This is a genomic window from Neisseria sp. P0009.S010 (assembly GCF_051958545.1).
Classification (GTDB): Bacteria; Pseudomonadota; Gammaproteobacteria; order Burkholderiales; family Neisseriaceae; genus Neisseria; species Neisseria subflava_A.
Genome location: NZ_JBQCVH010000002.1, coordinates 312,277 through 335,557 on the forward strand (window position 1 = coordinate 312,277; position 23,281 = coordinate 335,557).

Genomic DNA, 23,281 nt, shown 5'->3' on the forward strand with positions numbered 1-23,281 from the left:
GCCTCATGCTGAAAGGCTGTCTGAAACCCCAACTTCCCATTTTCGGACCCGCCTATGATTACCATCCGCAACGTCAGCCACACCATCGGCAGCAACCCCATCCTCAACGACGTCAGCCTCGACATTCCCGAAGGCGGCATTACCGCGCTGATCGGCCCGAACGGCGCAGGCAAGTCCACCCTCCTCTCCTTTATGGCGCGCCTGCAGCCCTTGATACACGGCAACATCAGCTACGCAGGCAAAGACATCAAAACCACCCCCACCGCCGAACTCGCCCGCACGCTCTCCATCCTCACCCAAGAAAACAGCATCATGAGCCGCATTACCGTGCGCGACCTGCTCATGTTCGGCCGTTATCCCTACCACCAAGGCAGGCCGTCTGAAAACGACAAAACCATCGTCGAAGAAGCGCTTGCCGAGTTCCACCTGCAAGACTTTGCCGACCGTTACCTGACCGAGCTTTCCGGCGGCCAACGCCAACGCGCCATGATTGCCATGGTATTCTGCCAGCGCACCGACTACGTTTTACTCGACGAACCGCTGAACAACCTCGACATGTATCATGCCCGCTCCCTCATGCAGATCCTGCGCCGGCTGACCGACGAACACAAACGCACCACCGTCGTCGTCCTGCACGATATCAACCAGGCCGCCGCCTACGCCGATTACGTCGTCGCCATGAAAAACGGCCAAGTCGCCATGCAGGGCAAGCCCAACGATATTTTCACCGCCGAAAACATCAAAACCTTATTCGATATGGACGTCAACGTCCTCGATTACGAAGGCAAAAAACTGGTTATCCACCATATCTAAATCCGACAAAAAGGCCGTCTGAAACCCGATTGTTCAGGTTTCAGACGGCCTTTGTCTATTCACAGCATTTATTTTTTATCGTACAAACCGCGCACCACGCGACCGATCGCGGCAATGCCTTTTTCCAGCGTTTCCGCATCCTGCGCAATGCTCATACGGATACACTCGTGTGCGTGCGGATAGTCTTGCCTATCAATGCCGACAAAGAAATGCTCGCCCGGAATAATCAGCGTGCCTTCAGCCTTGAGCATTTCGTACAAGGTTTGCGACGAAACAGGCAGGTTTTCAAACCAAAGCCACAAGAAAATCGCACCTTCAGGCTTATGAATTTTCAACGGATACGCACCCAACTCACGCTTGAGCAGGGAGACCGCCGTTTGCGCCTGCCGACGGTAAAACGGCTGAATCACTTGGTCGGCCAGCTGTTTCAGACGGCCGTCGTTTAACAGCGGAGCCGCAATCGCCGCGCCGAAACGCGTAGGCGACAAGTTCACAATCGCATTCAAACTGCTGACGGCTTTGACCACTTCCGGCGCGGCGACAATAATGCCGGTACGCACACCGGGCAGGCCGATTTTAGAAAGGCTGAAGCAGAGGATAATGTTTTCGTGCCAGTTGAGCGTCACATCGCTGTAAATAATATTCGGGAACGGCATTCCGTAAGCGTTGTCGATAATCAGCGGAATCCCGTGTTCCTGCGCCAAAGCTTCCAAACGCGCCATCTCGCCGTCGGTCAGCACATTACCGGTCGGGTTGGTCGGGCGCGAACAGCAAATCGCACCGATTTTGCCCTCTTTCAATTCAGGCAGGCTCTCCAGCGCGTCAAAGTCCACGCGGTATTTGAAGAAGCCCGCTTTGCCTTCGTGTTCGACATTTTCGATTTTCGGCTTCACCGAAATAAAATGCTGCCCTTCGACATGCACGTCGGCATAACCGATATATTCAGGCGCAAGCGGCAACAAAATCGCTTTTTCAGCCGTTTGGCTGTTTGAAAGATTGAATTTGCCGCCAAACAGGTTGAACAAATAGAAAAACGCGTTTTGCGAACCATTGGTCAACGCGATATTGTCCGCCGTCAGATTCCAGCCGTATTCGCGGTTGAGAAACTCAGTCAAAGCCGCAATCAGCGCCGCATCGCCCTGCGGATTGGAATAATTGCCGATATTCTCAACAGCGTGTTCCGCTGCCAACTTGGAAAACACATCGGCGAACACCGCATTGACTTCAGCGATCCGCGCCGGATTGCCGCCGCCGAGCATGTTGACGGGCTTGTCGCTTTTGAGCGCGTCGCCCAAATCGTCCATCAACTGCAAAATACCGCTGTGTTGTGTGAATTTTTCGCCGAATGCTGAAAACTGCATGGAAACTCCGTTGCTGGGTGTGTAAAAAAATAAACCGCTATTATAAGAACAAAGGCCGTCTGAAAACCAGTTATCCTGATTTTTCAGACGGCCTATTTGACGGAATGGTGGCTTGATACAACCTTATTGGTCTACAGGTATTATTTCTTCCTGCCAAAAATCAATGATATTACCGACAAGATCAAAAAACCGGCAAATAAAATTTTGGCTATGCCTGCCGCACTACCTGCAATACCACCGAAACCTAATACAGCCGCAATAATAGCGATTATAAAGAAAACGATCGAATAATGAAGCATGATTTTTTCCTTTCGGTTTATATAAAAACAGTCGAGTGAGACACGACCGTTTATTGGGAAATTCAACGGTCTTAGCTGTTCAACCAATCATCAATTTCTTTTTCAGCTTCATCTTTAGTGCGACCGTAACGCTCTTGGATTTTACCAGCCAACTGATCGCGCTTGCCTTCGATGATTTCTAAATCATCGTTTGTCAACTCGCCCCATTTTTCTTTGGCTTTACCTTTGAGTTGCTCCCATTTTCCTTTGATAATATCTTCATTCATGGTTATACCATCCTATCTTATTGATTAATATTTAACTCACGGATAAAACCGCTTGCATTTAACCTTACTTGATAATTTTTTAATTTGCAAGCAATGCCAATGCTGATTTTTTAATCAGCTACCCAATATTTTATTAATTTCATAAATAATCAATAAGTTATATAAAATTGTTAAATTTTGAAAATATTAAGATATTATTGATTACCGCCTTTTAAGTGTATTCTTTAAATCAATCGACCTCACTATAAAAAACAGGCCGTCTGAAAATCTTTCAGACGGCCTTTACTATCCAATCTTTCCTTTAACGGCCAAAATTCTCGCGGCGTTCGCGCCAGTCTTGGCGGATGGAGCCGCTTTTGCCGACCGGAGTATCTTGTTCGACTTCCCAAATAAAATTCGTTCCGCCACCAATCGGATGCGAACCGCGCAAGCCGATGTGGCTGCCTTGATCGGCAACGGCGGTTCGGCTATATGTTTGGCCGCCGAAACGGGTTTGCGAGGTTTCGATGCCGCTTTTGATGTTGCCGTAAAGCTGTACGTCGGCGTGTGCGGCAAGTGCGGCGGTGGAAAGTGCGGCAGTGAGGAGAAGTTTCAAGTTCATGGTTTATCCTTTTTTGGAGAGGAATTGTGTGACGATTGTATCGGCCTTGTGCGTAAACAAGTTACAATTCTTGCAAAATCTGACAGGAGTTTTGATGATGCGCTCTTTACGCGCCGCCGCTGTGCAAATGGTGTCGTCTACCGACCCCGAAACCAATATTGCCACCATGAGGCGACTTGTCCGCGAGGCGGCCGAACAAGGGGCGGATTGGGTGTTGCTGCCCGAATATTGGCCGCTGATGGGCAAAAGCGATACGGACAAGCTGGCATTTGCCGAGCCTTTGGACGATGGACGCGTTGGCGAAACCTGCCACACCCGTTTTCAGACGGCCTTAAGCGAAACGGCAAGGGAATGCGGCGTGGTGTTGTTTGGCGGTACGGTTCCGCTGCAAGGCCCAGACGCTGGCAAAGTGATGAACACGATGCTGGTGTATGACCGCGACGGCAACCGAGTCGGGCTTTACCACAAAATGCACCTTTTCGGCTTTTCCGGTTTGGGCGAACGCTACGCCGAAGCCGATACGATACTGGCGGGAAGCGATGTGCCGAAACTGAGCGTGGACGATGTTCCGCTGGCGGCCGGTGTCTGCTACGATTTGCGCTTTCCTGAGTTTTTCCGCGCCCAGCAGCCGTTTGATGTTTTGCTGTTGCCGGCTGCATTTACCTACACGACCGGCAAGGCGCATTGGGAATTGCTGCTGCGCGCCCGTGCGGTGGAAAACCAATGCTACGTCATTGCGTCGGCACAAGGCGGACTGCATGAAAGCGGCCGCCGCACATTCGGCCACAGTATGATTATCGACCCTTGGGGCGATGTGTTGGCGACGTTGCCGGAAGGCGAAGGCGTGATTTGTGCCGATTTGGATACCGCGCGCCTGCAAAGCGTGCGCACGCGCCTGCCAGCCCTGAAACACCGATTACTTTAAACACGCACTATGTCCCAGCTCCAACCCACACGCATTCTCGGCATTGATCCCGGCAGTCGCGTGACCGGCTTCGGCGTGATTGATGTCCACGGCCGCGAGCATCATTATGTTGCTTCCGGCTGTATCAAAACGCCGACCGGCGCGTCGCTTTCCGAACGCATCGCCGTGATTGTCCGCCATATCGACGAAATCATCCGCCACTATCAGCCTCATCAGGCGGCCATCGAGCAAGTGTTCGTCAACGTCAACCCGGCCGCGACTTTGATGCTCGGTCAGGCACGCGGTGCGGCGATTGCCGCTTTAGTCATGCACGATTTGCCCGTATTTGAATACACCGCGCTTCAGGTCAAGCAGGCTGTGGTCGGCAAGGGCAAGGCCGCCAAAGAGCAGGTGCAGCATATGGTGGTCCAAATGCTTGCACTTTCAGGCACGCCTCAAGCCGATGCCGCCGACGGACTCGCCGTCGCCCTTACCCACGCCCTGCGCAATCACGGATTGGCTTCGCAACTCAACCCTGACGGCCTACAGGTCAAGCGCGGCCGTTTCCAATGGTAAGCCGACATTCAGGCCGTCTGAAATAGTGTTCCAGCCCGTTTTCAGACGGCCTTTCGGTTATAATAACCCTTTGCCCACATACAGCGAGCCTTCATGAAAGCCGCCTTCCTTTTTCTCTACCTCATCCGCCTGCTGCCTTTTTGCGTGTTGCACAAGATTGCCGACGCGATCGGCATTCTCGCTTATTACGCGGTCAAACCGCGCCGCAAAGTCGGCGAGGTCAACCTCAAAAAATGCTTTCCCGAGCTGAGCGACAGCCAGCGCACTGCCCTGCTCAAACGCCATTTCCAACACATGGCCAAGCTGATGCTCGAATACGGCCTCTACTGGTACGCGCCTGCGGACAAGCTGCGCTCGTTGGTACGCTATCAAGACAAACACCATCTCGATGAAGCCCTCGCCGCCGGCGAAAAAGTCATCATCCTCTATCCGCACTTTACCGCATTTGAAATGGCGGTTTACACGCTCAATCAGGATGTGCCGCTGACCAGCATGTATTCGCACCAAAAAAACAAAGCCCTGGACGAGCAAATCCTGAAAGGCCGCCATCGCTACAACAATGTGTTCCTGATCGGCCGCACAGAAGGCCTGCGCGCCATCATCAAACACCTGCGCAAAAGCGATGCGCCCTTTCTTTATCTGCCCGACCAAGACTTCGGCCGCAACGATTCCATTTTCGTCAATTTCTTCGGCATTCAGACGGCCACGATTACCGGCCTCAGCCGTATCGCCGGCATGACCAAAGCCAAAATCATTCCCGCCATCCCCACGCGCGAAGCCGACAATACCGTAACCCTGCGCTTCTATCCGGCTTGGGACAATTTCCCGACCGAAGATGTCGAAGCCGACACCCAGCGCATGAACGACTTCATCGAAGAGCGGGTACGCGAGCATCCCGAACAATATTTCTGGCTGCACAAACGCTTCAAAACCCGTCCCGAAGGCGAAAGCAGCTTTTATTGACTACATCGAATTACAATTTAAATATGCAAAAGCGGCAAAATCCTTCTTTCTCCGCTTTCTCATTTTAATTGAATCAAACCAAAATTCATGTTCGAATCCAAACAATCAAATAATATTCCGCTTTAAAAACAGATTTTTTCAGTGCAATTGAAACTTTCAAACAACCCTATATTTTTTCTCAAACGAAAAACGTCCAGTTTAATACACTTTTTCATTTATATATTAAATTTAATTTATTTTAAAAACAATATGTTACAAAATAGTTCATCTGAAAAAATACATTTTAATCATCCAAAATATGAAATAAAATTAAATTATAATTTAAAAAAATAAAATAAATATCTAACTTTTGAATAATTATGAAATATAATTGCAAAAATATGACAAAATCTGAAATTTATACCGAAACAAGTCTTCAGAAAAAAATACTTGGCAAACTGTAAAAATTCGCGTAAATTTCACTACATTAAATTACAAAATGTTCAAACGGCCTCGCCGGTTTTAGATACTTTTGTAAACAGTTTTCTGATATTGCAAGAAATTGCGGTATTTTAGAGGATTTCGGTGCAATGCCCGAAATGAAAGTTTACTGATGCAGAGTTGAGCTGCATCTGTAAAGCCGCAGGTGAAAGCCTGTATTGTTTGTGAAGCGTAAATCTCTGATTTGAGGTATTGGGGCAATCCTGTGGGGGATTGCCTCTTTTTTTATCTGCGCCGTCATGCCACAATGACATCATCCCTTATCCAACCCGATCACGCCATGACTCCGATACTCGCCTTCGACATTGAAACCATTCCCGACGTACACGGCATCCGCCAGCTTTACGATTTGCCAGCCGATTTGCCCGACAACGAAGTCGTCCTGTTTGCCCAGCAGCAACGCCGTGCCAAAACCGGCAGCGACTTTATGCAACACCATCTGCACCAAGTCGTCGCCATCTCCTGCTGTATGCGCTGGGGGCAAGACAAAATCCGCGTCAGTACCATCGGCGATCCCGAAGACAGCGAAGAAGTCATGATTGCCAAGTTCTTCGAGGTCATCGAAAACTATACGCCGCAACTTGTCAGCTGGAACGGCGGCGGTTTCGATCTGCCCGTCCTCCACTACCGCGCCCTGATACACGGCATCAGCGCCGCCCGCTATTGGGACATGGGCGACGGCGATTTTGGCGACAGCCGCGACTTTAAGTGGAACAACTACATCAGCCGCTACCACACCCGCCATTGCGACCTGATGGATTTGCTCGCCCTCTACCAACCGCGTGCCAGCGTGCCTTTGGACGATATGGCCAAACTCTGCGGCTTCCCCGGCAAACTGGGTATGGACGGCAGCAAAGTTTGGGACGCTTATCATGCAGGCCGTCTGAAAGACATCCGCGATTATTGTGAAACCGATGCCGCCAATACCTACCTGATGTACATGCGCTTTCGCATGATGAGCGGCGCGCTCGATGCCGACGAATACGAAGTCGAAATTAAACGCATCAAACATTATCTGGCCGCACAAGCCGAAGAAAAACAACATTGGGCGGAGTTCGTCGCTGCTTGGCGTTAAACCAGGCCGTCTGAACAGACAAACCAGAAAACCAAAAGGGCGTGATCGACACGCCCTTTTTTATATTTCGACAAATCATGCCCATTAAGCAGGCAAACGCCCCAGCGTTACCCTATCCAATCCAGCCAAATCCTGTTCGGTTGCCACTTCGGCAAAACCGTTCTCAAGCATAATGTTCCGCACTGCTTCGCCTTGGTCGTAGCCGTGTTCAAACAGCAGCCAGCCGTTGGCTTTCAAGTATTTGGGGGCTTCTTGGGTAATGTGGCGGATATGGCTGAGGCCGTCTGAAAAGTCGGTCAACGCATTTTGCGGTTCAAACCTCAAATCGCCTTGCGACAAATGTTCATCGCCGTCCTCGATGTACGGCGGATTGGAAACAATCACATCGTATCGGCCTTCAGACGGCCTGTCGGTATCAAACCACGAACCCTGCGCAAACTCGACTTTTGCGCCCAATTCGGCCGCATTTTGACGGGCAGTATCCAAAGCACCAACGCTGATGTCGGATGCGCGAACATCAGCATCAACGCGTTCAAGCGCGACGGTCACGGCAATGGCGCCGCTGCCCGTCCCCAAGTCCCACACACGGCCTTGCGGCGGCAAGCGTTTGAGCACGGCTTCCACCAAATGCTCGGTTTCAGGGCGTGGAATCAGCACATGGGGATTGACGGCAAAACGTCTCCCGTAAAACTCGCGTTCGCCCAACAGATAGGCCATCGGCTCGCCTTTCAGACGGCGTTGAGCCAAAGCCTCCAAGGTTTGCAGGGCAGAGTCTGCCAAATCGTCCGTACCGCGTGTAACCAGTTGCGCGCGCGTGTAACCCAGTGCATATTGCAACAACATCCGCGCTTCATTTTTGGGCAGCGCCGATTGGCGCAGCCATTCATCAAGCGTCATTTTTCGTCCCATCTGCCAGCATTGTTGCTTTTCTTTCCTTATTCTTTCCGGCAAACGTGCCGATGGTGGCAACCGCAAATGCGGCATACCACAAATAAAATCCTGCACCGTAGCGCACAATATCCGATGTATTCCCTGCTTCATCAACGTGTACGGCTTTCACACTGAAAGCCACCAGCGCCAAGCCCCAAAGTGCCGCATGGACAGGCACGACCTTCTTCCGCAACGCCAACAAAACAATGGCCGCCAACCAAACATAATTAGCATAGGCCGCACAATATCTGATGTCCAAAGAAGCAAATATCGACCCCAAAATCAAAACGGTCAAACCCTTCATGCTTTCATGATTGCCCAAATAAAATGCAACATTGGACAAAGACGCGATCCACAGGGCAACCGACACCAGCAACATCACTATGAGAAAACTTGATTTCCGATTCTGTTCCTGCATGGTTTTATCCTAATGTAAAAGGCCGTCTGAAACCTTTCAGACGGCCTGCCGTTTAAATTTCGCTACCGCCGACGGTCAGTCCGGCATCAATCCTCAGGGTCGGTTGTCCGACGCCGACAGGAACACTCTGCCCTTCTTTGCCGCAGACGCCGATACCGCTGTCGAGCGCAGTGTCGTTGCCTATCATGGAAACATGTTTCAGCACTTCGGGGCCGTTGCCGATGATGGTCGCGCCTTTGACAGGATATTGCAGCTTGCCGCCTTCCACCCACCACGCTTCGGATGCGCTGAACACGAACTTGCCGCTGGTAATGTCCACTTGTCCGCCGCCGAAATTGACGGCATAAATGCCCTTGTCGATGGACGCGATGATTTCTTCCGGCTCATAGCCGCCGTTTTCCATAAAGGTATTGGTCATGCGCGGCATAGGCGCAGAAGCGTAACTTTCGCGGCGACCGTTGCCGGTCGATTGCGTACCCATCAAGCGGGCGTTGGTTTCGTCCTGCATATAGCCGACCAAAATACCGTCTTCAATCAATACGGTGCGGCGGGTTTCGTTGCCTTCGTCGTCGATATTGAGCGAACCGCGTCTGTCGGCAATATCGCCTTGATCCACAACGGTCACGCCTTTGGCGGCCACGCGCTCGCCGATTCTGCCGGAGAAAACGCTGGTTTCTTTGCGGTTGAAATCGCCTTCCAAACCATGTCCGACCGCTTCGTGCAGCAACACGCCCGGCCAGCCGTTGCCCAAAACGACGGTCATCTCGCCGGCAGGCGCAGGACGGGATTCGAGATTGGTCAGGGCTTGTTTGACGGCGGAATCGACAAACCGATGCACCAAGTTTTCATCGAAATACGCCAAATCATAACGTCCGCCACCACCCGCGCTGCCCTGCTCGCGACGCTCGCCTTGCTTGGCAATGACGGTTACGTTCATGCGTACCATCGGGCGGATGTCGGCAGCGTGTTTGCCGTCCAGACGGGCGATGTACACCATGTCGTATTCGCAGGTCAAACCGGCCATCACTTGCACGATACGCGGATCGGCGGCTTTGGCCAGCGTTTCAACTTTGTTCAACAGCGCGACTTTGGCAGCGGAATCAAGGCTGGCAATAGGGTCAATCGCCATGTGGACAGGCTTGCCGTAGGCAGGTGTCGGCACTTTGACGCTGGCCTCGTTGCCGGCCGCACCAATCACGCGCACGGCTTTGGCAGAGCGGTTGATCGAATCGATACACAGGCTGTCGGCGTAGGCAAAAGCGGTTTTATCGCCCGAAACGGCACGCACGCCCACGCCCTGATCAATTTGGAAGCTGCCCGATTTGACGATGCCTTCTTCCAAATGCCAACTTTCATAGGCAGTGCGCTGACAATAGATGTCGGCATAATCGACATGGTTGGCGCCGATAATGCTCAGGCTTTGGGCGAGCAAATCGGGGGAAAGATGGTTGGCTTCGAGCAAATCTCGCTGTACGGCGGCGTAGGTTTGTTGCATGATTTTTCAGACGGCCCGACAAGCAGGCAAAGTTAATTTGGTCTTGATTATACGGTATTTTATATGGCTTTGGATATGTTGATTGCTTGGGTTTATGAGTGATTGAAACAAATCAAAAGGCCGTCTGAAATATAGGGTTGAAATGTTTGCCTTACCCTATTTCAATCGGCCTGTTCGTTTGACGTTTAGACGGCCTTTTCAATCATGGCAAAGCCGATACCGCAATTTAATTTCCATAAAAAACAAAATATTACAGCAAAACCCCTTATTTTTTCAATTTTGCTATTGATAATAGTTATTATTAGCGTATAATCAAAACCACTCGGAAGACGTCCTAATCCGAGCCATTAAACAACAGATTTTATCCCCCTCTTCCCCATTATCTCTTGATACTCGGAGTGCGCATATACGAAACATACCTGTTCCCCTTTATATCAGATACTCAAAACCGAAAAACATGAAACCCACTGCCGATACAGTGGGTTTCGTGTTTTGTGGCGTTCGGTTTATCAGGTTTGGCACTGCTGTTCAGGCCGTCTGAAACCGAATAAATCTGATTATCGGCAGGTTTTCATGTTCAATTTGCCATAACGGCCGACAATGTTTCTGATGTCTTGGGCATCGCGCTCGTCGACCGCCATAAAGACCACGGTCATGCGCGCCACGCTCAAACCGGTATCGGGTGCGCTTCTGTCTTCCTGTTCGACAATGCGCGCGCCGCCGAAACCTGCGCTGGACAAGCGTGAAATCAATACTTGGGCGGAAGAACGGCTGCGTGTTACGTCAATGCTGATTTCGCCGTTGTGAATGCTGCCGCTAAAGCCGCGGCTGCCCAAGGCATCCAGCTGGGCGGAAGTGTCGCCGTCGGCAGGTAAGACCACGCGGAAGGTTTTGGAAGCAGTCTCGCCACCGGATGCGCCGTTGCGTTTTTCGATACTGCGGCTGGCTGCATGAGGCCATTTGCCCAATAGGCCTTTGATGCGGTGGTAATCGTCTTCATCCATCACTACGGTGGCGCTGCTGGTACACAAGCGTTCCACGCCGGCCGCGCCCATCTCTTCTTCAGCGGCGCGGCGTTCTTGCGCTTCTTTCTCGCGGCGCATTTTTTCTTTTTTCTCTTTTAACTGCTGCGCTTCTTGCTTTTTACGCAAGGCTTCTGCTTCTTCGGATTCAGGTTCGGCCATAATCAGGCCGTCTGATTCAACCACCACCCAATCGGGTTGCGATGCCTGCCGAGGCTCGGCTTTAGGCGCGTCCAAAGAAGACGGGCGCAATAATTCGTGCGTACCGCCTTCCAAGGAAGATTCGGGTTTGGCGGTTTTATGTTGTGTCCGATAGGCAACCATGCTGCCAAAAACAATGATGTTGAGTGCGACCAAGACCGCAAACAGCCATTTCATGATGCGTTTTCCTTTTTATTGTCCGTTGCGATGGGCAATCCAATGCAAGAGCCCGTGAATCACGAGATTATCGACGATTTTCACTTGATTGTCATGAACGAATGACTCCGGCAGCGCCTGTACGACTCTGGCCGCGCCGCCGCCCGTGATAATAATATCGACCGGTTTGCCCTCGCCCGTTTTGTCTTTCAGACGGCCATGCATCATCATCAACGCGCCGCAAACGGCATCCATCATGCCGCTGGCAATGGCGTTCGGCGTTGTGGTTGGGAACGGATATACCTTGCCGATGGGGCGGTTGAGGTTGGCGGTCTTGAGCGCCATCGCCTCTTTCATTAAGTGGAAACCGGGCATGATGGTGCCGCCGAGATAATGATTGTCTTCTGTCAGCGCGTCGGTAGTTACAGCGGTGCCGCAGCTGACGACGACGCAGGCGTTTTGCGTAAAGCGGCGGCTGCCCAGCGCATTAAACCAACGGTCGGAACCATGTTCTTCAGGGCGGCGGTAATGGTTGCGGATACCCAAAGCCTGAGGCATGGAAGACAACCATTCGACCGGACGGGTTAATTGTTCTTCAACCATCGCTTTTTTGACCGAACCGCACACGGCGCAACCGACAATCTTCACATCATCATCATCGGCAAATTGCAGCCATTCTTCACCTAGCTGGGTCAAATCACGATATGGCGCGCGGCCGACTTCAGAAAATGTGCCGTTCTCTACCCATGCCCATTTCAACTGACTGTTGCCGCCGTCCAGCAGCAAAAAGCGTTCCGGCTTGGCGGCGGCAGGTTGTGCCGGACGATTATCCGGACGCAAGCTGATCTCGCCGCTGACAATGGTTTTCTCGCCATTGTCGGTCAACAAACGCAACGCGCCTTGCGCATCCACGCCTTTGACTACGCCTTCATGAACAATGCGCCCTTCTTGAAGCAGCAATACCGGCCTGCCTGTGTCGCGGTTGGCGGCATCGTATTCGCCGACACATGACGCAAATCCGTTTTGCGCGTATTCGCTCAACAGCGCATCAAGTTGCGCCAACACCGCATTCAACAAGGTTTTGACGCTTACGCCCTGCTTAGAGGCCGTCTGAAACAAGGCCTGCACGGAAGTGGCGTTTTCAACTTCTTTCGGCAATACAAAATTGATGCCGATGCCGATGACGGCGACAGTCTTATTCTCTACCCGAGCCGTTTCAATCAAAATACCGGCCAATTTATCGTTGGCCACGACCAAATCGTTCGGCCACTTGATATTTACGTCCAAACCGATATCGGCAAGCGCACGGCGGCAAGCCAATGCCACCACCAACGCCAGCGAACCCAGCTCATACTGCGGCTTGTCAAACGCCCAGCCCAAGCTGAACATCAAGCATTCGCCCTGTCGGTTGACCCAGCTTCGCCCCTGACGTCCGCGCCCTTTGGTTTGAAAATGCGCCACACACAAAGCCTTGTGCGCCAAACCTGCCGACCGGCGCGCCAACGCCATGATTTCATCGTTGCTGGACGAACATTCGTGTTTCAACTGCGCGCGAAAACCATGTTTCCCGGCCATTTGTTGCAGAGATTCTTCGGCAAACACAGCCAATGGACGCACCAAGCGCCATTGCCCGTCATGCTGACGCAGCAAACCGCGGATATGGCCCGGCATCTGCTGCCAAAATCCGTTTAATTGTTGCGGCTTCATCCCGGCCGCACGCGCCAGCTGAGAAACGTGTTGCGGCAGGCCGTCTGAAAGCGCGGCGAGCAAGGCCCAATGGCGGCTGTTCAAATCCGTCATGCGCCTCCTCCAGCTTCGCGGATTTTCGCCAACGTTTTGGTGGTCGAAGTCTGGTGTAAAAACGGAATCGAAAATACTTTGCCGCCGCGCGCAAACGTCTCGGCCGCACCGACAATCTTATCCACAGGCCAATCGCCGCCTTTAATCAATACATCCGGTTTGACCATTTCAATCAGCGCGGCCGGCGTATCGTCATCAAACCATGTGACCAAATCCACGCTGGCCAATGCCGCTGCCACTGCCGCACGGTTTTCCAAAGGATTAATCGGGCGGTCGTCCCCTTTGCCCTGACGGCGCACCGAAGCATCGGTATTCAACGCCAACACCAAAGCCGCACCGGCCGATCGCGCCTGCGCCAGATACGTTACATGGCCTCGGTGAAGAATATCGAAACAGCCGTTGGTAAACACCAGCGGACGGGGCAATGCCGCCAAACGCTCCGCCAGCTTTTCGGGCGGACAGATTTTGGATTCGAATTCTGGAGCTGACCATTCGGACATGATGCGGTTCCTTTGGAAATAAAACAGAAAATAATCGGGGTATTATAAAGGATAACGGCGAAACGCCATAAAAAGATACCGAACGGTACGATATTCGGGCCTGACTGCGTACTCATCGGCATTTGACAGACACCGCAAACGCCATTTTTGCCGCTGCCATGATGGAACGGTTTGATGAATACTGTTTTTGAAACCCAATAAACTTGAAGTAAAATTCAGGGCATAAACGGAAAAAAGCCTGCATACAATATGCAGGCTTTTATCTGGGGTGGCTGATGGGGCTCGAACCCACGACAACTGGAATCACAATCCAGGGCTCTACCAACTGAGCTACAGCCACCGTAAAAATTGGCACGCCCGACAGGAATCGAACCTGTAACCCCCGACTTAGAAGGTCGGTGCTCTATCCGGTTGAGCTACGGGCGCTCATGCCGATTCGTGCTTAGAATTTTGTGGTCGGGGCGGTGGGATTCGAACTCACGACCCTCTGCTCCCAAAGCAGATGCGCTAACCGGGCTGCGCTACGCCCCGACTGAAGACCCGAACTATACAGACCCTTTTCAGCCCGGTCAACACTTACTTTGCTTTATTTTTCTATTTTTTATTTATCTTATTATTTTTAATCATTATTTATTTTTATGCTTCGTCATCGGGGCTACTCTTTTGTGTCAGGCCGTCTGAAAAATGCGATAATTTGAACGCAATATTTGTCCCTATTTAGAAGGAAAATCATGACTGCTCAACTTATAGACGGAAAAAAAATCTCCCAGCAACGCATCGAGGCGGTCGCGCAGGCGGTAAAGGCGCGTCAGGAAAAAGATTTGCACACGCCTTGTTTGGCGGTGGTATTGGTCGGCGACGATCCTGCCAGCGCGGTTTATGTACGCAATAAAAAACTGGCCTGCCAAAAAAGCGGCATTGAATCGCGCTCTTACGAGCTGCCGTCTGAAACCACGCAAGATGATTTGTTGAAACTGGTGGACGAATTGAACGGCGATTCTGCCGTCGACGGTATTTTGGTGCAACTGCCGCTGCCGGCCCACATCGACAGCCAGGCGGTTTTGGAACGTATCGTGCCGCATAAAGATGTGGACGGCTTCCACCCTTACAACGTCGGCCGCCTGGTCGTCAAAATGCCGCTGATGCGCCCGTGCACACCCAAAGGCGTGATGACTTTGTTGGAAGCCTACGGCATCGACCCGAAAGGCAAAAAAGCCGTGATTGTCGGCGCGTCCAATATTGTCGGCCGCCCGCAGGCGTTGGAATTGCTGCTGTCCCGCGCGACGGTAACCATCTGCCACAGCGCCACACAAAACCTTGCCGATGAAGTTGCCGCCGCCGATATTTTGGTGGTCGGCGTGGGCATTCCGAATTTTGTTAAAGGCGAATGGGTCAAACCCGGCGCCGTCGTTATCGATGTGGGCATCAACCGCTTGGAAGACGGCAGCCTGTGCGGCGACGTGGAGTTTGATGTCGCCAAAGAACGCGCGTCCATGATTACGCCCGTTCCCGGCGGCGTCGGCCCGATGACGATTGCCACTTTGTTGGAAAACACGCTACACGCGGCCTCATTGCACGACTAACCGCCGTCATTAAATTAGGCCGTCTGAACATGGTTTTTCAGACGGCCTGACCTGTTTTTTGTTTTTTTACCTTATCGGTTTCACATGTCCTTACTCGCTTCACACACCGACAATCCGACTTTCCGCAACGCTTCCTATATCCTGATGGGTTTGGCTTTGCTGATTGTCTTGTACTACCATCTGCTGCCGCTGCTGCTGTCGGTTATCCTGACCTATATCTTTATTACGCGCACCAACGGCGTCATCCTCAAACTCCGCCGCCGTGTTTTACCGCGCAACACGCGGCTGCATAAATCGCTCAATGCGCACAACATCAACCTGATTTCCACCACGCTGACGCTGGCCATCGTGTTCAGCATCATTGCGATGATGTCTTTGGGCATTTACCACCTGATACACGGCGGCCATGTCGGCTTTATGCTGGCCAAGCTGGCGGCGATTTTGGAAGACACCAAAAACAGCCAAGACCTGCCTGCGGCCATTCTCAATATGCTGCCCAACAATATGGCCGAAATCAAAGCCTCGGCGATCAAGCTGATTGACGAATACCGCGCCGCGCTGACCCGCATCAGTAAAAACAGCATCACGTCCTTCGTGTACATCCTCATCGGCATCATCATCGGCGCCATGCTCAGCTTCCACCGCCTGAAAATACGTAAAAACCGCCGCAAAATGCCATTGTTTAAAGCCGAATTGGTGCAACGCATCGTCACTTTTGAAACCAGCTTTGAACGCGTGTTCCTCGCCCAAGTCAAAATCTCGCTGATCGACACTTTCCTGACCGGCCTGTACCTTTACTTGGTTTTACCGCTGTTCGGCGTTGAGCTGCCGTTTAAAATGACCGTCCTGATCATCGCTTTTATCGTCGGCCTGATTCCGGTGGCGGGCAATCTGATTTCCAACACCATCATCATTATTTTGAGCCTCGGCGCATCGCTTTACGTCGCACTCGCCTCACTGGTGTTCCTCGTTGTCATCCACAAGCTCGAATATTTCCTCAACGCCAAAATTATCGGCTCGGAAATCGAATCCAGCGCGTGGGAATTGCTGGTGGCAATGGTCGTCTTTGAACGCATTTTCGGCATCGGCGGCATCATCGTCGCGCCGGTTTATTACGCGTATCTGAAAAACGAATTGAAACTGCGAAAATTGATTTAATCAGTTGCGTTTATACACATCAAAGGCCGTCTGAAAACGACAATCGGGTTTTCAGACGGCCTTTGCTTTACCTTTTCTTACACTTTACGGCATAATGACAACCACGCATTCCTAGAAGAAAGACAAACAATGTCAACCAAAACCCCTTCCCTATTCGGCGGCGCGATGATTATCGCCGGTACGGTTATCGGCGCAGGCATGCTTGCCAACCCGACCGCCACGTCTGGCGTATGGTTTGCCGGCTCGCTGGTCGTGTTGCTGTACACCTGGTTTTCCATGCTCTCCAGCGGCCTGATGATTTTGGAAGTCAACACCCATTATCCGCACGGCGCCAGCTTCGACACCATGGTCAAAGACCTGCTCGGCCCGGCTTGGAACATCATCAACGGCGTTGCCGTCGCCTTCGTTTTATACCTGCTCACTTACGCCTACATCTTCGTCGGCGGCGACCTGACCGCCAAAGGCATCGGCAGCGCGGTAGGCGGCGAAATTTCGCTCTCCGTCGGCCAACTCGTCTTCTTCGGCATCCTCGCCTTTTGCGTTTGGGCATCCGCACGCTTGGTTGACCGCTTTACCAGTATCCTCATCGGCGGCATGGTACTCACCTTCATCTGGGCAACCGGCGGCCTGATTGCCGATGCCAAAATGCCTGTCCTGTTCGACACCCAAGCCCCTTCCGGCACCAGCTACTGGATTTATGTTGCCACCGCCCTGCCCGTCTGCCTTGCCTCATTCGGCTTCCACGGCAACGTTTCCAGCCTGCTCAAATACTTTAAAGGCGACGCGCCCAAAGTGGCCAAATCCCTGTGGTCGGGTACGCTGATTGCCTTGGTGATTTACGTCCTCTGGCAAATCGCCATCCAAGGCAACCTGCCGCGCAGCGAGTTTGCACCGGTTATCGCCGCCGAAGGCCAAGTTTCCGTCCTGATCGAAACGCTGTCCAAGTTCGCCCAAACCGGCAATATGGACAAAGTGTTGACCCTGTTCTCCTACATGGCGATTGCAACGTCCTTCCTCGGCGTAACGCTCGGCCTGTTCGACTACATCGCCGACATCTTCAAATGGAACGACAGCATCTCCGGCCGCACCAAAACCGCCGCGCTGACCTTCCTGCCGCCTTTGATTTCCTGCCTGCTCTTCCCTACCGGCTTCGTTACCGCCATCGGCTACGTCGGTCTGGCCGCAACCATCTGGACAGGCATCATCCCCGCCATGCTGCTCTACCGCTCGCGACATAAATTCGGCGTCGGCAAAAACTACAAAGTTTACGGCGGATTCTGGCTGATGGTTTGGGTCTTCCTCTTCGGCATCATCAACATTGCCGCCCAAATATTAAGCCAAATGGAGCTCGTTCCCGTATTTAAAGGTTAAATTCCCTTAAGGCCGTCTGAAACACCCTCTTTCAGACGGCCTAATTCATTATTTTCCGCTACAATACCCCCTTTCCCCCAACGAACACCGTCCATGTACGACAATATCCGTTTCCATCTCGACGAAGACTACCCCGACCAGCTCCCGCCCGAAAACGCCGCCACCCACATCGGCATGTACTGGCAATGGGCGGCGCAGGCAGGCCTCGTCAACCCCGTCTGGCAAACCGCCCTCGAAACCGCGGCCGACTTCGCGGCCATGACCTCGGGCAAAATCAGCGGACGGCACTTCCTGCTCAAACACATGGACGGCGCATTGACGGCTGATGACTTTACCGAACTCGGCCAACGGTTTACCGAGTTCTACTACACCGACGAAGAAGACGGCTACGGCGCATTTATGGAAGACTACGTCCTCGCCCTCGACACGCCCTCGCTCGGCGGCTTCTACCACGTCAAAAACACCCCGGAAACCTTCGCCAAACTGACACCCGTTTTTCAGACGGCCTTTGAAAAATGGAAAAGCAGTTTGAAAGCAGAAAAATAAGAGCCCAAACCATGAAACTCATCATCCTCGACCGCGACGGCGTTATCAATCAAGACCGCGACGATTTCGTCAAATCCGTTGACGAATGGATTCCCATCGAAGGCAGCATGGATGCCATTGCCTTTTTAACGCAGGCAGGCTACACCATTGCCGTGGCCACCAACCAATCCGGTATCGGCCGCAAATACTTTACCGTGCAAGACCTGACCGAAATGCACGCGAAAATGCACCGCCTTGCCGTTCAAGCAGGCGGTACCATCGACGGCATTTGGTTTTGCCCGCACACTGCTGCCGACAACTGCGAATGCCGCAAACCCAAGCCCGGCATGATTATCGACATCATCGAACGCTTCAAGGCCAATGCCGCCGAAACCTGGCTGGTCGGAGACAGCCTGCGCGACCTGCAAGCCATTGATGCTGCAGGAGGCAAATCCGCGCTCGTTCTGACCGGCAAAGGCAAAAAAACGCTGGCCCAACACGAGCAAGAACTGCCCGAACACACCCAAGTCTTCGACAACCTGCTCGCTTTCTCGCAATACATCATGCGTGAAAACACACAAATCGAAGAAGCCGCGCAAGCCATCCTATAAACGACAAGGCCGTCTGAAACCAGCCGACAACGGTGTTCAGACGGCCTTCAAACGACTGACTTTTCCCTGATATGCTGATTATCCGCAACCTGATTTACTGGTTCATCCTTTCCTCTAGCATTATTTTACTGTTCCCCTTTATGCTGCTTACCCTGCCCTTCCAAGGCGGTGCACACAAAATGGCGCAAATTTGGGTACGCATCCTCAACTGGTCGCTCAAGCACATCATCGGTTTGAACTACACCTTAAACGGTGCGGAAAACATTCCCGACCGCCCTGCCATCATTTGCGCCAAACACCAAAGCGGCTGGGAAACCCTCGCCCTGCAAGAGATTTTTCCGCCGCAAGTCTATGTTGCCAAACGCGAACTCTTCAAAATCCCTTTCTTCGGCTGGGGCTTGAAGCTGGTTAAAACCATCGGCATCGACCGCAGCAACAGCCGCGAAGCCAACAAACAACTCTTAGAACAAGGCCTTGCGCGTAAAAACGAAGGCTATTGGATTACCATTTTCCCCGAAGGCACACGCCTGCCGCCCGGCGAAAAAGGCCGCTACAAGCTCGGCGGCGCGCGCATGGCAAAAATGTTTGAGATGGACATCGTCCCCGTCGCGCTCAACAGCGGCGAGTTTTGGCCGCGCAACTCCTTCCTCAAATACCCCGGCACAGTCAGCGTCATCATCGGCAAACCCATTGCCCACAACAACGGCAATGAAGCCGAACTCATGGCCCAATGCGAGCAATGGATCGAAAGCCAACAGCCCCTGATTACCGGACAAGGCCCGTTCGCGCCCAAAACCAAATAAATCATTCCATCGGGTGGGCCGCTATGTCCCCCTTTCCATGCCGTCCAATCTTTCCATCAACATCATGCCCCACCTCCATACCCACACCCTTTCAGACGGCCTCACCATTCATATCCAGCTCAAACGCAGCGCCAAGAAAAACCTCATCTTGCGCCCCGTTTCCGCCGATACCGTCAGCATCAATATCCCTCCGTTTGTTACCCAGCGCACCTTTACCCAATGGCTGAACGACAACGAAGCCATCCTGCGCCGTACCCTAAACAAAACACCGGCCCGACAAACACCTACCGACGCGCTTCCCGAATGGATTTGGTACCAAGGCATTCAGACGGCCTTGTCCGTCCACGCAGCAAACCACATCCAAATCAGGCCGTCTGAAATCCTATTGCCAGAAAAAGAAACCACCGCCCAACTTACCCATTTGCACTGCTTCCTGCACGAGCGTGCGCACGAATATCTGCTACCGCGCCTCAAAGGCCATATCCGAACCACACGCCTGACCCCGAGTGCCATTTCCCTTTCCAACGCCAAAACCTTCTGGGGTGTTTGCCGCCACACCACCGGCATCCGCCTCAACTGGCGGCTCATCGGCGCACCCGAATATGTCGCCGACTACGTCTGCCTGCACGAACTCGCCCACCTGCGCCATCCCGACCACAGCCCTGCGTTTTGGGCTCTGACACACTCGCTCACGCCGCATGTCGACCAAGCCGAACAATGGCTGAAGGCGCACGGCAGCGAATTGTTCCGTCTCGGCTAAGTCTTATCCGGCAGCATTTTTCTGCAAGCAAACACCAGCCCAAAGCAAAGAATCAACGCCCTCCAAACAAATCATGTAGCCGCACGTAAAATCAGGTTTATCCGCTTGCCGCCACTCATACCTACCGATAAGATGATGCCATTCTCAAAACCCTTTTCAGAAAGGAAAACCGATGACCAAAGCAAAATCGTTACTGGCCACCGGCATTTTGGCTCTTTTCTCCGCCACGGCATTCGCCTCCCCGCTGCCTTCCGAAATCTACCGTCCGGCAGGCGCGCACACCATCAAAGCCGATCATCAAGGCGACGGCGAATTTGAATACGAAGCCGAACTTTCCGGCCAACGCAATTCCATTCCTTCCTTGGCCAAAAAAGTGATCGCCCACGCGCGCAGCAAAGGTTTCCATGTGGTTGAGTCTGAAATCAAACACGACGATGCCGATCTGAAATTCAAACGCGGCAAACAAGAGCTGGACGTTTCCATCGAAGACAAAGGCCAAGGCCGTATCGAATACAAAGCCGATTTAGATTTGGACAAAAACTAAATCCGACTCGCAAACAAAGGCCGTCTGAAATCCCATCGGTTTTCAGACAGCCTTTTGTCATCTTTATCAGATATAATGGCACTCGGTTTGTAAAATTTCCGACTCAAAACATTGTACAATCTGCCCACTTATACCGATAACATCCCAAACATTGCCATGAAAAAACGTCTGCTCCTCCTCGCCATCCTTCCCCTTTCCCTTCACGCCGCCGATGTGCCGCCTGATGTGAAACCCGAGCTTCAAGTCAACACAGCCGAACCCCAACAACCCGAAACGCACAACATTCCTGCCGAGCAGACAAACAGGCCGTCTGAAAAAATCATCAACGTCGATGCCGATACCCTGCTTGCCAACACCGAATTACTGGCACGCGCCATGTATTCCGCCGTCGTCGCCCACAACATCCCCGGCATCAAAGCCGTTTTGCCCATTTACGAACAATGGCCAGAACACGACCGCGCCATGGCACGCTATGCCAAAGGTTTGCTTGCCCAATCCGAAGGACGCGCCGCCGAAGCCATCGGCCATTACCGCCGCTTTATCGCCGAGCAACCCGATGCCTCCGCCGTCCGCTGGCAGCTTGCGACCGCCTTGTTTGAAGACAAACAAAACGAAGCCGCAGCCGACCAGTTCGACAAACTACAAACCGAATCCCTCCCGCCTGCCTTGCAAGAACGCATCGAAACCTACCGCAAAGCCCTGCGCGAACGCGACTCATGGCAATTCAACGCCGGCCTGAACATCACGCGCGAACAAAACATCAACCAAGCCCCCGGCCAACGCCGTCTGGGCAACCACCTGAGCGATGAACAATGCCGCGCCGTGCGCCTTGCCTATCCCGACGACGACTGCTTCCGAGGCTGGACATTCCCCGAACCCATCGATGCCACTGCCATCCATTACCAAATCGGCGCAGAAAAAAAATGGTCGCTGCCCCGCGGCTTCTATGCCACGGCAGGCGCAGACCATTACGGCAAAATCTATCCCAAACACACCAACTACAACGACCTCACCACACGCTTTTCGGCAGGCATCGGCTATGCCGACCAGCGCAACGATATCGGCATTACCCCGTTCCACGAACGCCGCTTCTACGGCAACGACCCCTACACCTACACCAACGGCGCACGCCTCCACTACAACCATTGGTGGCAACCCAAGCTGCAAACCCTCAGCGCATTTGAAGCAGGCCGTCTGAAAAACGGCCGCCGCGAGCATTCCAACAACACCAGCCAACTGCTCAGCAACTCCATCGTGTACTACCGCAACGCGCGCCAATACTGGGTAGCCGGTATCGACCTCTACCGCGAACGCAACCGCGACGACAAAAGCGACAGCTTCAACCGCTACGCCCTGCGCACCACATGGGGACAAGAATGGCCCAAAGGCCTCTCCACCGTCCTACGCCTCAGCGCCGCCCAACGCCATTACCAAGCCCCCAGCTTCTTCAGCAACGAACAAAACCGCCGCGACAAAGAAGCCTCCGCCTCCCTGAGCGTATGGCATCGCGCCCTCCATTTCAAAGGCATCACCCCACGCCTGACCATTGCCCACAACAAAACATGGAGCAACGACAAGTTCTACGAATACGGCAAAACCAAAATGTTTGTCGAATTGAGCAAAACGTTCTGACAAGCAGAACCAATCTGTGAAGAAAGCAAGAATGCCTGTTCTGCATACTGATTTACAAGACAGATTCAAACTTTTACAGATACCGAATCAATAGATTTTTTAAGGCACAACGCCTTATTAAATTCATATTTATCAAATAGATAAAATCCAAGCCAATATCATTTTATCAACGTAACGTACAACACTACATAACGTTACAAAAAAATCAGGCCGTCTGAACATTTTCAGACGGCCTGTATTTTGATAAAAACTCAAAGCCCTTTATTATATAAATGAAATTTTTTATCAGCATTAAATATTAATTTTTACAAATAAACTGATTTTAAATTCCATAAAATAATTTAAATAAAGAAATTTTAGAATAAAATTGCTAAAACAAAAAATCAAGCCTTGTTTAATTCTGCTAAAACCTGTAACCTGTATCAAAAATAAAC

24 protein-coding genes and 3 tRNA genes are annotated in these 23,281 nt (G+C 52.3%); 14 read left to right on the forward strand and 13 right to left on the reverse strand.

Features of this window, described 5'->3' with window-relative positions; translation table 11 throughout:
• Positions 1 to 54: 54 nt before the first annotated feature.
• Positions 55 to 813, forward strand: a complete 759-nt coding sequence (locus ACTHSN_RS03240; RefSeq protein ID WP_070460556.1) for an iron ABC transporter ATP-binding protein — start codon at positions 55 to 57, stop codon at positions 811 to 813.
• A 68-nt stretch (positions 814 to 881) separates the two neighbouring features.
• On the opposite strand, the gene ACTHSN_RS03245 is transcribed toward ACTHSN_RS03240, so the two are convergent.
• The 4 genes from ACTHSN_RS03245 to ACTHSN_RS03260 form a co-directional block, all read right to left on the reverse strand.
• Positions 882 to 2,174: a valine--pyruvate transaminase gene (locus tag ACTHSN_RS03245; RefSeq protein WP_070460558.1), complete on the reverse strand. Its 1,293-nt coding sequence runs from the start codon at positions 2,172 to 2,174 to the stop codon at positions 882 to 884.
• 140 nt (positions 2,175 to 2,314) lie between these two features.
• A complete protein-coding gene (locus ACTHSN_RS03250) occupies positions 2,315 to 2,473 on the reverse strand; it encodes a DUF1328 domain-containing protein (RefSeq protein WP_039862543.1) in 159 nt (52 codons plus the stop codon).
• A gap of 71 nt (positions 2,474 to 2,544) precedes the next feature.
• Positions 2,545 to 2,739 carry a CsbD family protein gene (locus ACTHSN_RS03255; RefSeq protein ID WP_070460560.1) on the reverse strand — a complete coding sequence of 65 codons (195 nt, stop codon included), beginning with the start codon at positions 2,737 to 2,739 and terminating at the stop codon, positions 2,545 to 2,547.
• A 301-nt stretch (positions 2,740 to 3,040) separates the two neighbouring features.
• Complete coding sequence (locus ACTHSN_RS03260; RefSeq protein ID WP_070460562.1) at positions 3,041 to 3,340, reverse strand: porin; 300 nt, start codon at positions 3,338 to 3,340, stop codon at positions 3,041 to 3,043.
• A gap of 94 nt (positions 3,341 to 3,434) precedes the next feature.
• Here ACTHSN_RS03260 and ACTHSN_RS03265 point away from each other — a divergent pair, with 94 nt between their 5' ends.
• The 4 genes from ACTHSN_RS03265 to ACTHSN_RS03280 all read left to right on the forward strand — a co-directional run bounded on the left by ACTHSN_RS03265 (position 3,435) and on the right by ACTHSN_RS03280 (position 7,338).
• Positions 3,435 to 4,265 (forward strand): carbon-nitrogen hydrolase family protein, encoded by an 831-nt coding sequence (locus ACTHSN_RS03265; RefSeq protein WP_070625238.1) that lies wholly within the window; start codon positions 3,435 to 3,437, stop codon positions 4,263 to 4,265.
• 9 nt (positions 4,266 to 4,274) lie between these two features.
• Positions 4,275 to 4,820, forward strand: a complete 546-nt coding sequence (gene ruvC, locus ACTHSN_RS03270; protein WP_070625240.1) for a crossover junction endodeoxyribonuclease RuvC — start codon at positions 4,275 to 4,277, stop codon at positions 4,818 to 4,820.
• 78 nt (positions 4,821 to 4,898) lie between these two features.
• Positions 4,899 to 5,783 (forward strand): lipid A biosynthesis lauroyl acyltransferase, encoded by an 885-nt coding sequence (locus ACTHSN_RS03275; protein ID WP_256388722.1) that lies wholly within the window; start codon positions 4,899 to 4,901, stop codon positions 5,781 to 5,783.
• A 760-nt stretch (positions 5,784 to 6,543) separates the two neighbouring features.
• Positions 6,544 to 7,338, forward strand: a complete 795-nt coding sequence (locus ACTHSN_RS03280; protein ID WP_070460568.1) for a 3'-5' exonuclease — start codon at positions 6,544 to 6,546, stop codon at positions 7,336 to 7,338.
• 84 nt (positions 7,339 to 7,422) lie between these two features.
• Here ACTHSN_RS03280 and prmC read toward each other — a convergent pair whose 3' ends face one another.
• From prmC to ACTHSN_RS03325, 9 genes are all read right to left on the reverse strand, one after another.
• Positions 7,423 to 8,235 carry a peptide chain release factor N(5)-glutamine methyltransferase gene (prmC, locus tag ACTHSN_RS03285; protein ID WP_070460570.1) on the reverse strand — a complete coding sequence of 271 codons (813 nt, stop codon included), beginning with the start codon at positions 8,233 to 8,235 and terminating at the stop codon, positions 7,423 to 7,425.
• A complete protein-coding gene (locus tag ACTHSN_RS03290; RefSeq protein ID WP_070460571.1) occupies positions 8,225 to 8,686 on the reverse strand; it encodes a hypothetical protein in 462 nt (153 codons plus the stop codon). Before ACTHSN_RS03290 ends, prmC begins: the two co-directional genes overlap by 11 nt.
• A gap of 52 nt (positions 8,687 to 8,738) precedes the next feature.
• On the reverse strand, positions 8,739 to 10,181 hold the full coding sequence (gene tldD / locus ACTHSN_RS03295) for a metalloprotease TldD (RefSeq protein ID WP_070460573.1): 1,443 nt from the start codon (positions 10,179 to 10,181) through the stop codon (positions 8,739 to 8,741).
• A 557-nt stretch (positions 10,182 to 10,738) separates the two neighbouring features.
• Positions 10,739 to 11,581, reverse strand: coding sequence for a cell division protein (locus ACTHSN_RS03300; protein ID WP_070647240.1), 843 nt, complete (start codon positions 11,579 to 11,581; stop codon positions 10,739 to 10,741).
• Positions 11,582 to 11,596: 15 nt separating this feature from the next.
• A complete protein-coding gene (locus ACTHSN_RS03305; RefSeq protein ID WP_440365069.1) occupies positions 11,597 to 13,360 on the reverse strand; it encodes a bifunctional biotin--[acetyl-CoA-carboxylase] ligase/type III pantothenate kinase in 1,764 nt (587 codons plus the stop codon).
• The gene (locus ACTHSN_RS03310) at positions 13,357 to 13,863 is read right to left on the reverse strand and encodes an adenylyltransferase/cytidyltransferase family protein (RefSeq protein ID WP_107723979.1); all 507 of its coding nucleotides are present in this window, start codon (positions 13,861 to 13,863) and stop codon (positions 13,357 to 13,359) included. The genes ACTHSN_RS03305 and ACTHSN_RS03310 overlap by 4 nt, the downstream gene beginning before the upstream one ends.
• Before the next feature lie 261 nt (positions 13,864 to 14,124).
• Positions 14,125 to 14,200: transfer RNA gene (locus ACTHSN_RS03315), tRNA-His, on the reverse strand.
• Between the two features lie 9 nt (positions 14,201 to 14,209).
• Positions 14,210 to 14,286: transfer RNA gene (locus tag ACTHSN_RS03320), tRNA-Arg, on the reverse strand.
• 27 nt (positions 14,287 to 14,313) lie between these two features.
• Positions 14,314 to 14,391, reverse strand: a tRNA-Pro gene (locus tag ACTHSN_RS03325).
• Positions 14,392 to 14,591: 200 nt separating this feature from the next.
• On the opposite strand from ACTHSN_RS03325, the gene folD reads away from it, so the two are divergent.
• From folD to ACTHSN_RS03370, 9 genes are all read left to right on the forward strand, one after another.
• A complete protein-coding gene (gene folD / locus ACTHSN_RS03330; RefSeq protein ID WP_315116764.1) occupies positions 14,592 to 15,443 on the forward strand; it encodes a bifunctional methylenetetrahydrofolate dehydrogenase/methenyltetrahydrofolate cyclohydrolase FolD in 852 nt (283 codons plus the stop codon).
• 84 nt (positions 15,444 to 15,527) lie between these two features.
• A complete protein-coding gene (locus tag ACTHSN_RS03335) occupies positions 15,528 to 16,601 on the forward strand; it encodes an AI-2E family transporter (RefSeq protein ID WP_440365070.1) in 1,074 nt (357 codons plus the stop codon).
• Between the two features lie 129 nt (positions 16,602 to 16,730).
• On the forward strand, positions 16,731 to 17,972 hold the full coding sequence (locus ACTHSN_RS03340) for an aromatic amino acid transporter (protein WP_440365071.1): 1,242 nt from the start codon (positions 16,731 to 16,733) through the stop codon (positions 17,970 to 17,972).
• Positions 17,973 to 18,065: 93 nt separating this feature from the next.
• Positions 18,066 to 18,518, forward strand: coding sequence for a DUF7832 domain-containing protein (locus tag ACTHSN_RS03345; RefSeq protein WP_107792244.1), 453 nt, complete (start codon positions 18,066 to 18,068; stop codon positions 18,516 to 18,518).
• 11 nt (positions 18,519 to 18,529) lie between these two features.
• The gene (gene gmhB, locus ACTHSN_RS03350; protein ID WP_107792245.1) at positions 18,530 to 19,108 is read left to right on the forward strand and encodes a D-glycero-beta-D-manno-heptose 1,7-bisphosphate 7-phosphatase; all 579 of its coding nucleotides are present in this window, start codon (positions 18,530 to 18,532) and stop codon (positions 19,106 to 19,108) included.
• 71 nt (positions 19,109 to 19,179) lie between these two features.
• Positions 19,180 to 19,911: a lysophospholipid acyltransferase family protein gene (locus tag ACTHSN_RS03355; RefSeq protein ID WP_107792246.1), complete on the forward strand. Its 732-nt coding sequence runs from the start codon at positions 19,180 to 19,182 to the stop codon at positions 19,909 to 19,911.
• Positions 19,912 to 19,948: 37 nt separating this feature from the next.
• Complete coding sequence (locus ACTHSN_RS03360) at positions 19,949 to 20,671, forward strand: M48 family metallopeptidase (RefSeq protein WP_432760669.1); 723 nt, start codon at positions 19,949 to 19,951, stop codon at positions 20,669 to 20,671.
• A gap of 172 nt (positions 20,672 to 20,843) precedes the next feature.
• A complete protein-coding gene (locus ACTHSN_RS03365) occupies positions 20,844 to 21,215 on the forward strand; it encodes a hypothetical protein (protein WP_070460593.1) in 372 nt (123 codons plus the stop codon).
• 156 nt (positions 21,216 to 21,371) lie between these two features.
• Positions 21,372 to 22,847, forward strand: coding sequence for a surface lipoprotein assembly modifier (locus ACTHSN_RS03370; RefSeq protein ID WP_070460640.1), 1,476 nt, complete (start codon positions 21,372 to 21,374; stop codon positions 22,845 to 22,847).
• Positions 22,848 to 23,281: the final 434 nt, after the last annotated feature.

Bases quoted from the DNA above. Each gene is read 5' to 3' on its own strand.
- ACTHSN_RS03240 (WP_070460556.1), top strand. From the start codon at position 55: ATGATTACCATCCGCAACGTCAGCCACACCATCGGCAGCAACCCCATC.
- ACTHSN_RS03245 (WP_070460558.1), bottom strand. From the start codon at position 2,174: ATGCAGTTTTCAGCATTCGGCGAAAAATTCACACAACACAGCGGTATT.
- ACTHSN_RS03250 (WP_039862543.1), bottom strand. From the start codon at position 2,473: ATGCTTCATTATTCGATCGTTTTCTTTATAATCGCTATTATTGCGGCT.
- ACTHSN_RS03255 (WP_070460560.1), bottom strand. From the start codon at position 2,739: ATGAATGAAGATATTATCAAAGGAAAATGGGAGCAACTCAAAGGTAAA.
- ACTHSN_RS03260 (WP_070460562.1), bottom strand. From the start codon at position 3,340: ATGAACTTGAAACTTCTCCTCACTGCCGCACTTTCCACCGCCGCACTT.
- ACTHSN_RS03265 (WP_070625238.1), top strand. From the start codon at position 3,435: ATGATGCGCTCTTTACGCGCCGCCGCTGTGCAAATGGTGTCGTCTACC.
- ruvC (WP_070625240.1), top strand. From the start codon at position 4,275: ATGTCCCAGCTCCAACCCACACGCATTCTCGGCATTGATCCCGGCAGT.
- ACTHSN_RS03280 (WP_070460568.1), top strand. From the start codon at position 6,544: ATGACTCCGATACTCGCCTTCGACATTGAAACCATTCCCGACGTACAC.
- prmC (WP_070460570.1), bottom strand. From the start codon at position 8,235: ATGACGCTTGATGAATGGCTGCGCCAATCGGCGCTGCCCAAAAATGAA.
- ACTHSN_RS03290 (WP_070460571.1), bottom strand. From the start codon at position 8,686: ATGCAGGAACAGAATCGGAAATCAAGTTTTCTCATAGTGATGTTGCTG.
- tldD (WP_070460573.1), bottom strand. From the start codon at position 10,181: ATGCAACAAACCTACGCCGCCGTACAGCGAGATTTGCTCGAAGCCAAC.
- ACTHSN_RS03300 (WP_070647240.1), bottom strand. From the start codon at position 11,581: ATGAAATGGCTGTTTGCGGTCTTGGTCGCACTCAACATCATTGTTTTT.
- ACTHSN_RS03305 (WP_440365069.1), bottom strand. From the start codon at position 13,360: ATGACGGATTTGAACAGCCGCCATTGGGCCTTGCTCGCCGCGCTTTCA.
- folD (WP_315116764.1), top strand. From the start codon at position 14,592: ATGACTGCTCAACTTATAGACGGAAAAAAAATCTCCCAGCAACGCATC.
- ACTHSN_RS03335 (WP_440365070.1), top strand. From the start codon at position 15,528: ATGTCCTTACTCGCTTCACACACCGACAATCCGACTTTCCGCAACGCT.
- ACTHSN_RS03340 (WP_440365071.1), top strand. From the start codon at position 16,731: ATGTCAACCAAAACCCCTTCCCTATTCGGCGGCGCGATGATTATCGCC.
- ACTHSN_RS03345 (WP_107792244.1), top strand. From the start codon at position 18,066: ATGTACGACAATATCCGTTTCCATCTCGACGAAGACTACCCCGACCAG.
- gmhB (WP_107792245.1), top strand. From the start codon at position 18,530: ATGAAACTCATCATCCTCGACCGCGACGGCGTTATCAATCAAGACCGC.
- ACTHSN_RS03355 (WP_107792246.1), top strand. From the start codon at position 19,180: ATGCTGATTATCCGCAACCTGATTTACTGGTTCATCCTTTCCTCTAGC.
- ACTHSN_RS03360 (WP_432760669.1), top strand. From the start codon at position 19,949: ATGCCGTCCAATCTTTCCATCAACATCATGCCCCACCTCCATACCCAC.
- ACTHSN_RS03365 (WP_070460593.1), top strand. From the start codon at position 20,844: ATGACCAAAGCAAAATCGTTACTGGCCACCGGCATTTTGGCTCTTTTC.
- ACTHSN_RS03370 (WP_070460640.1), top strand. From the start codon at position 21,372: ATGAAAAAACGTCTGCTCCTCCTCGCCATCCTTCCCCTTTCCCTTCAC.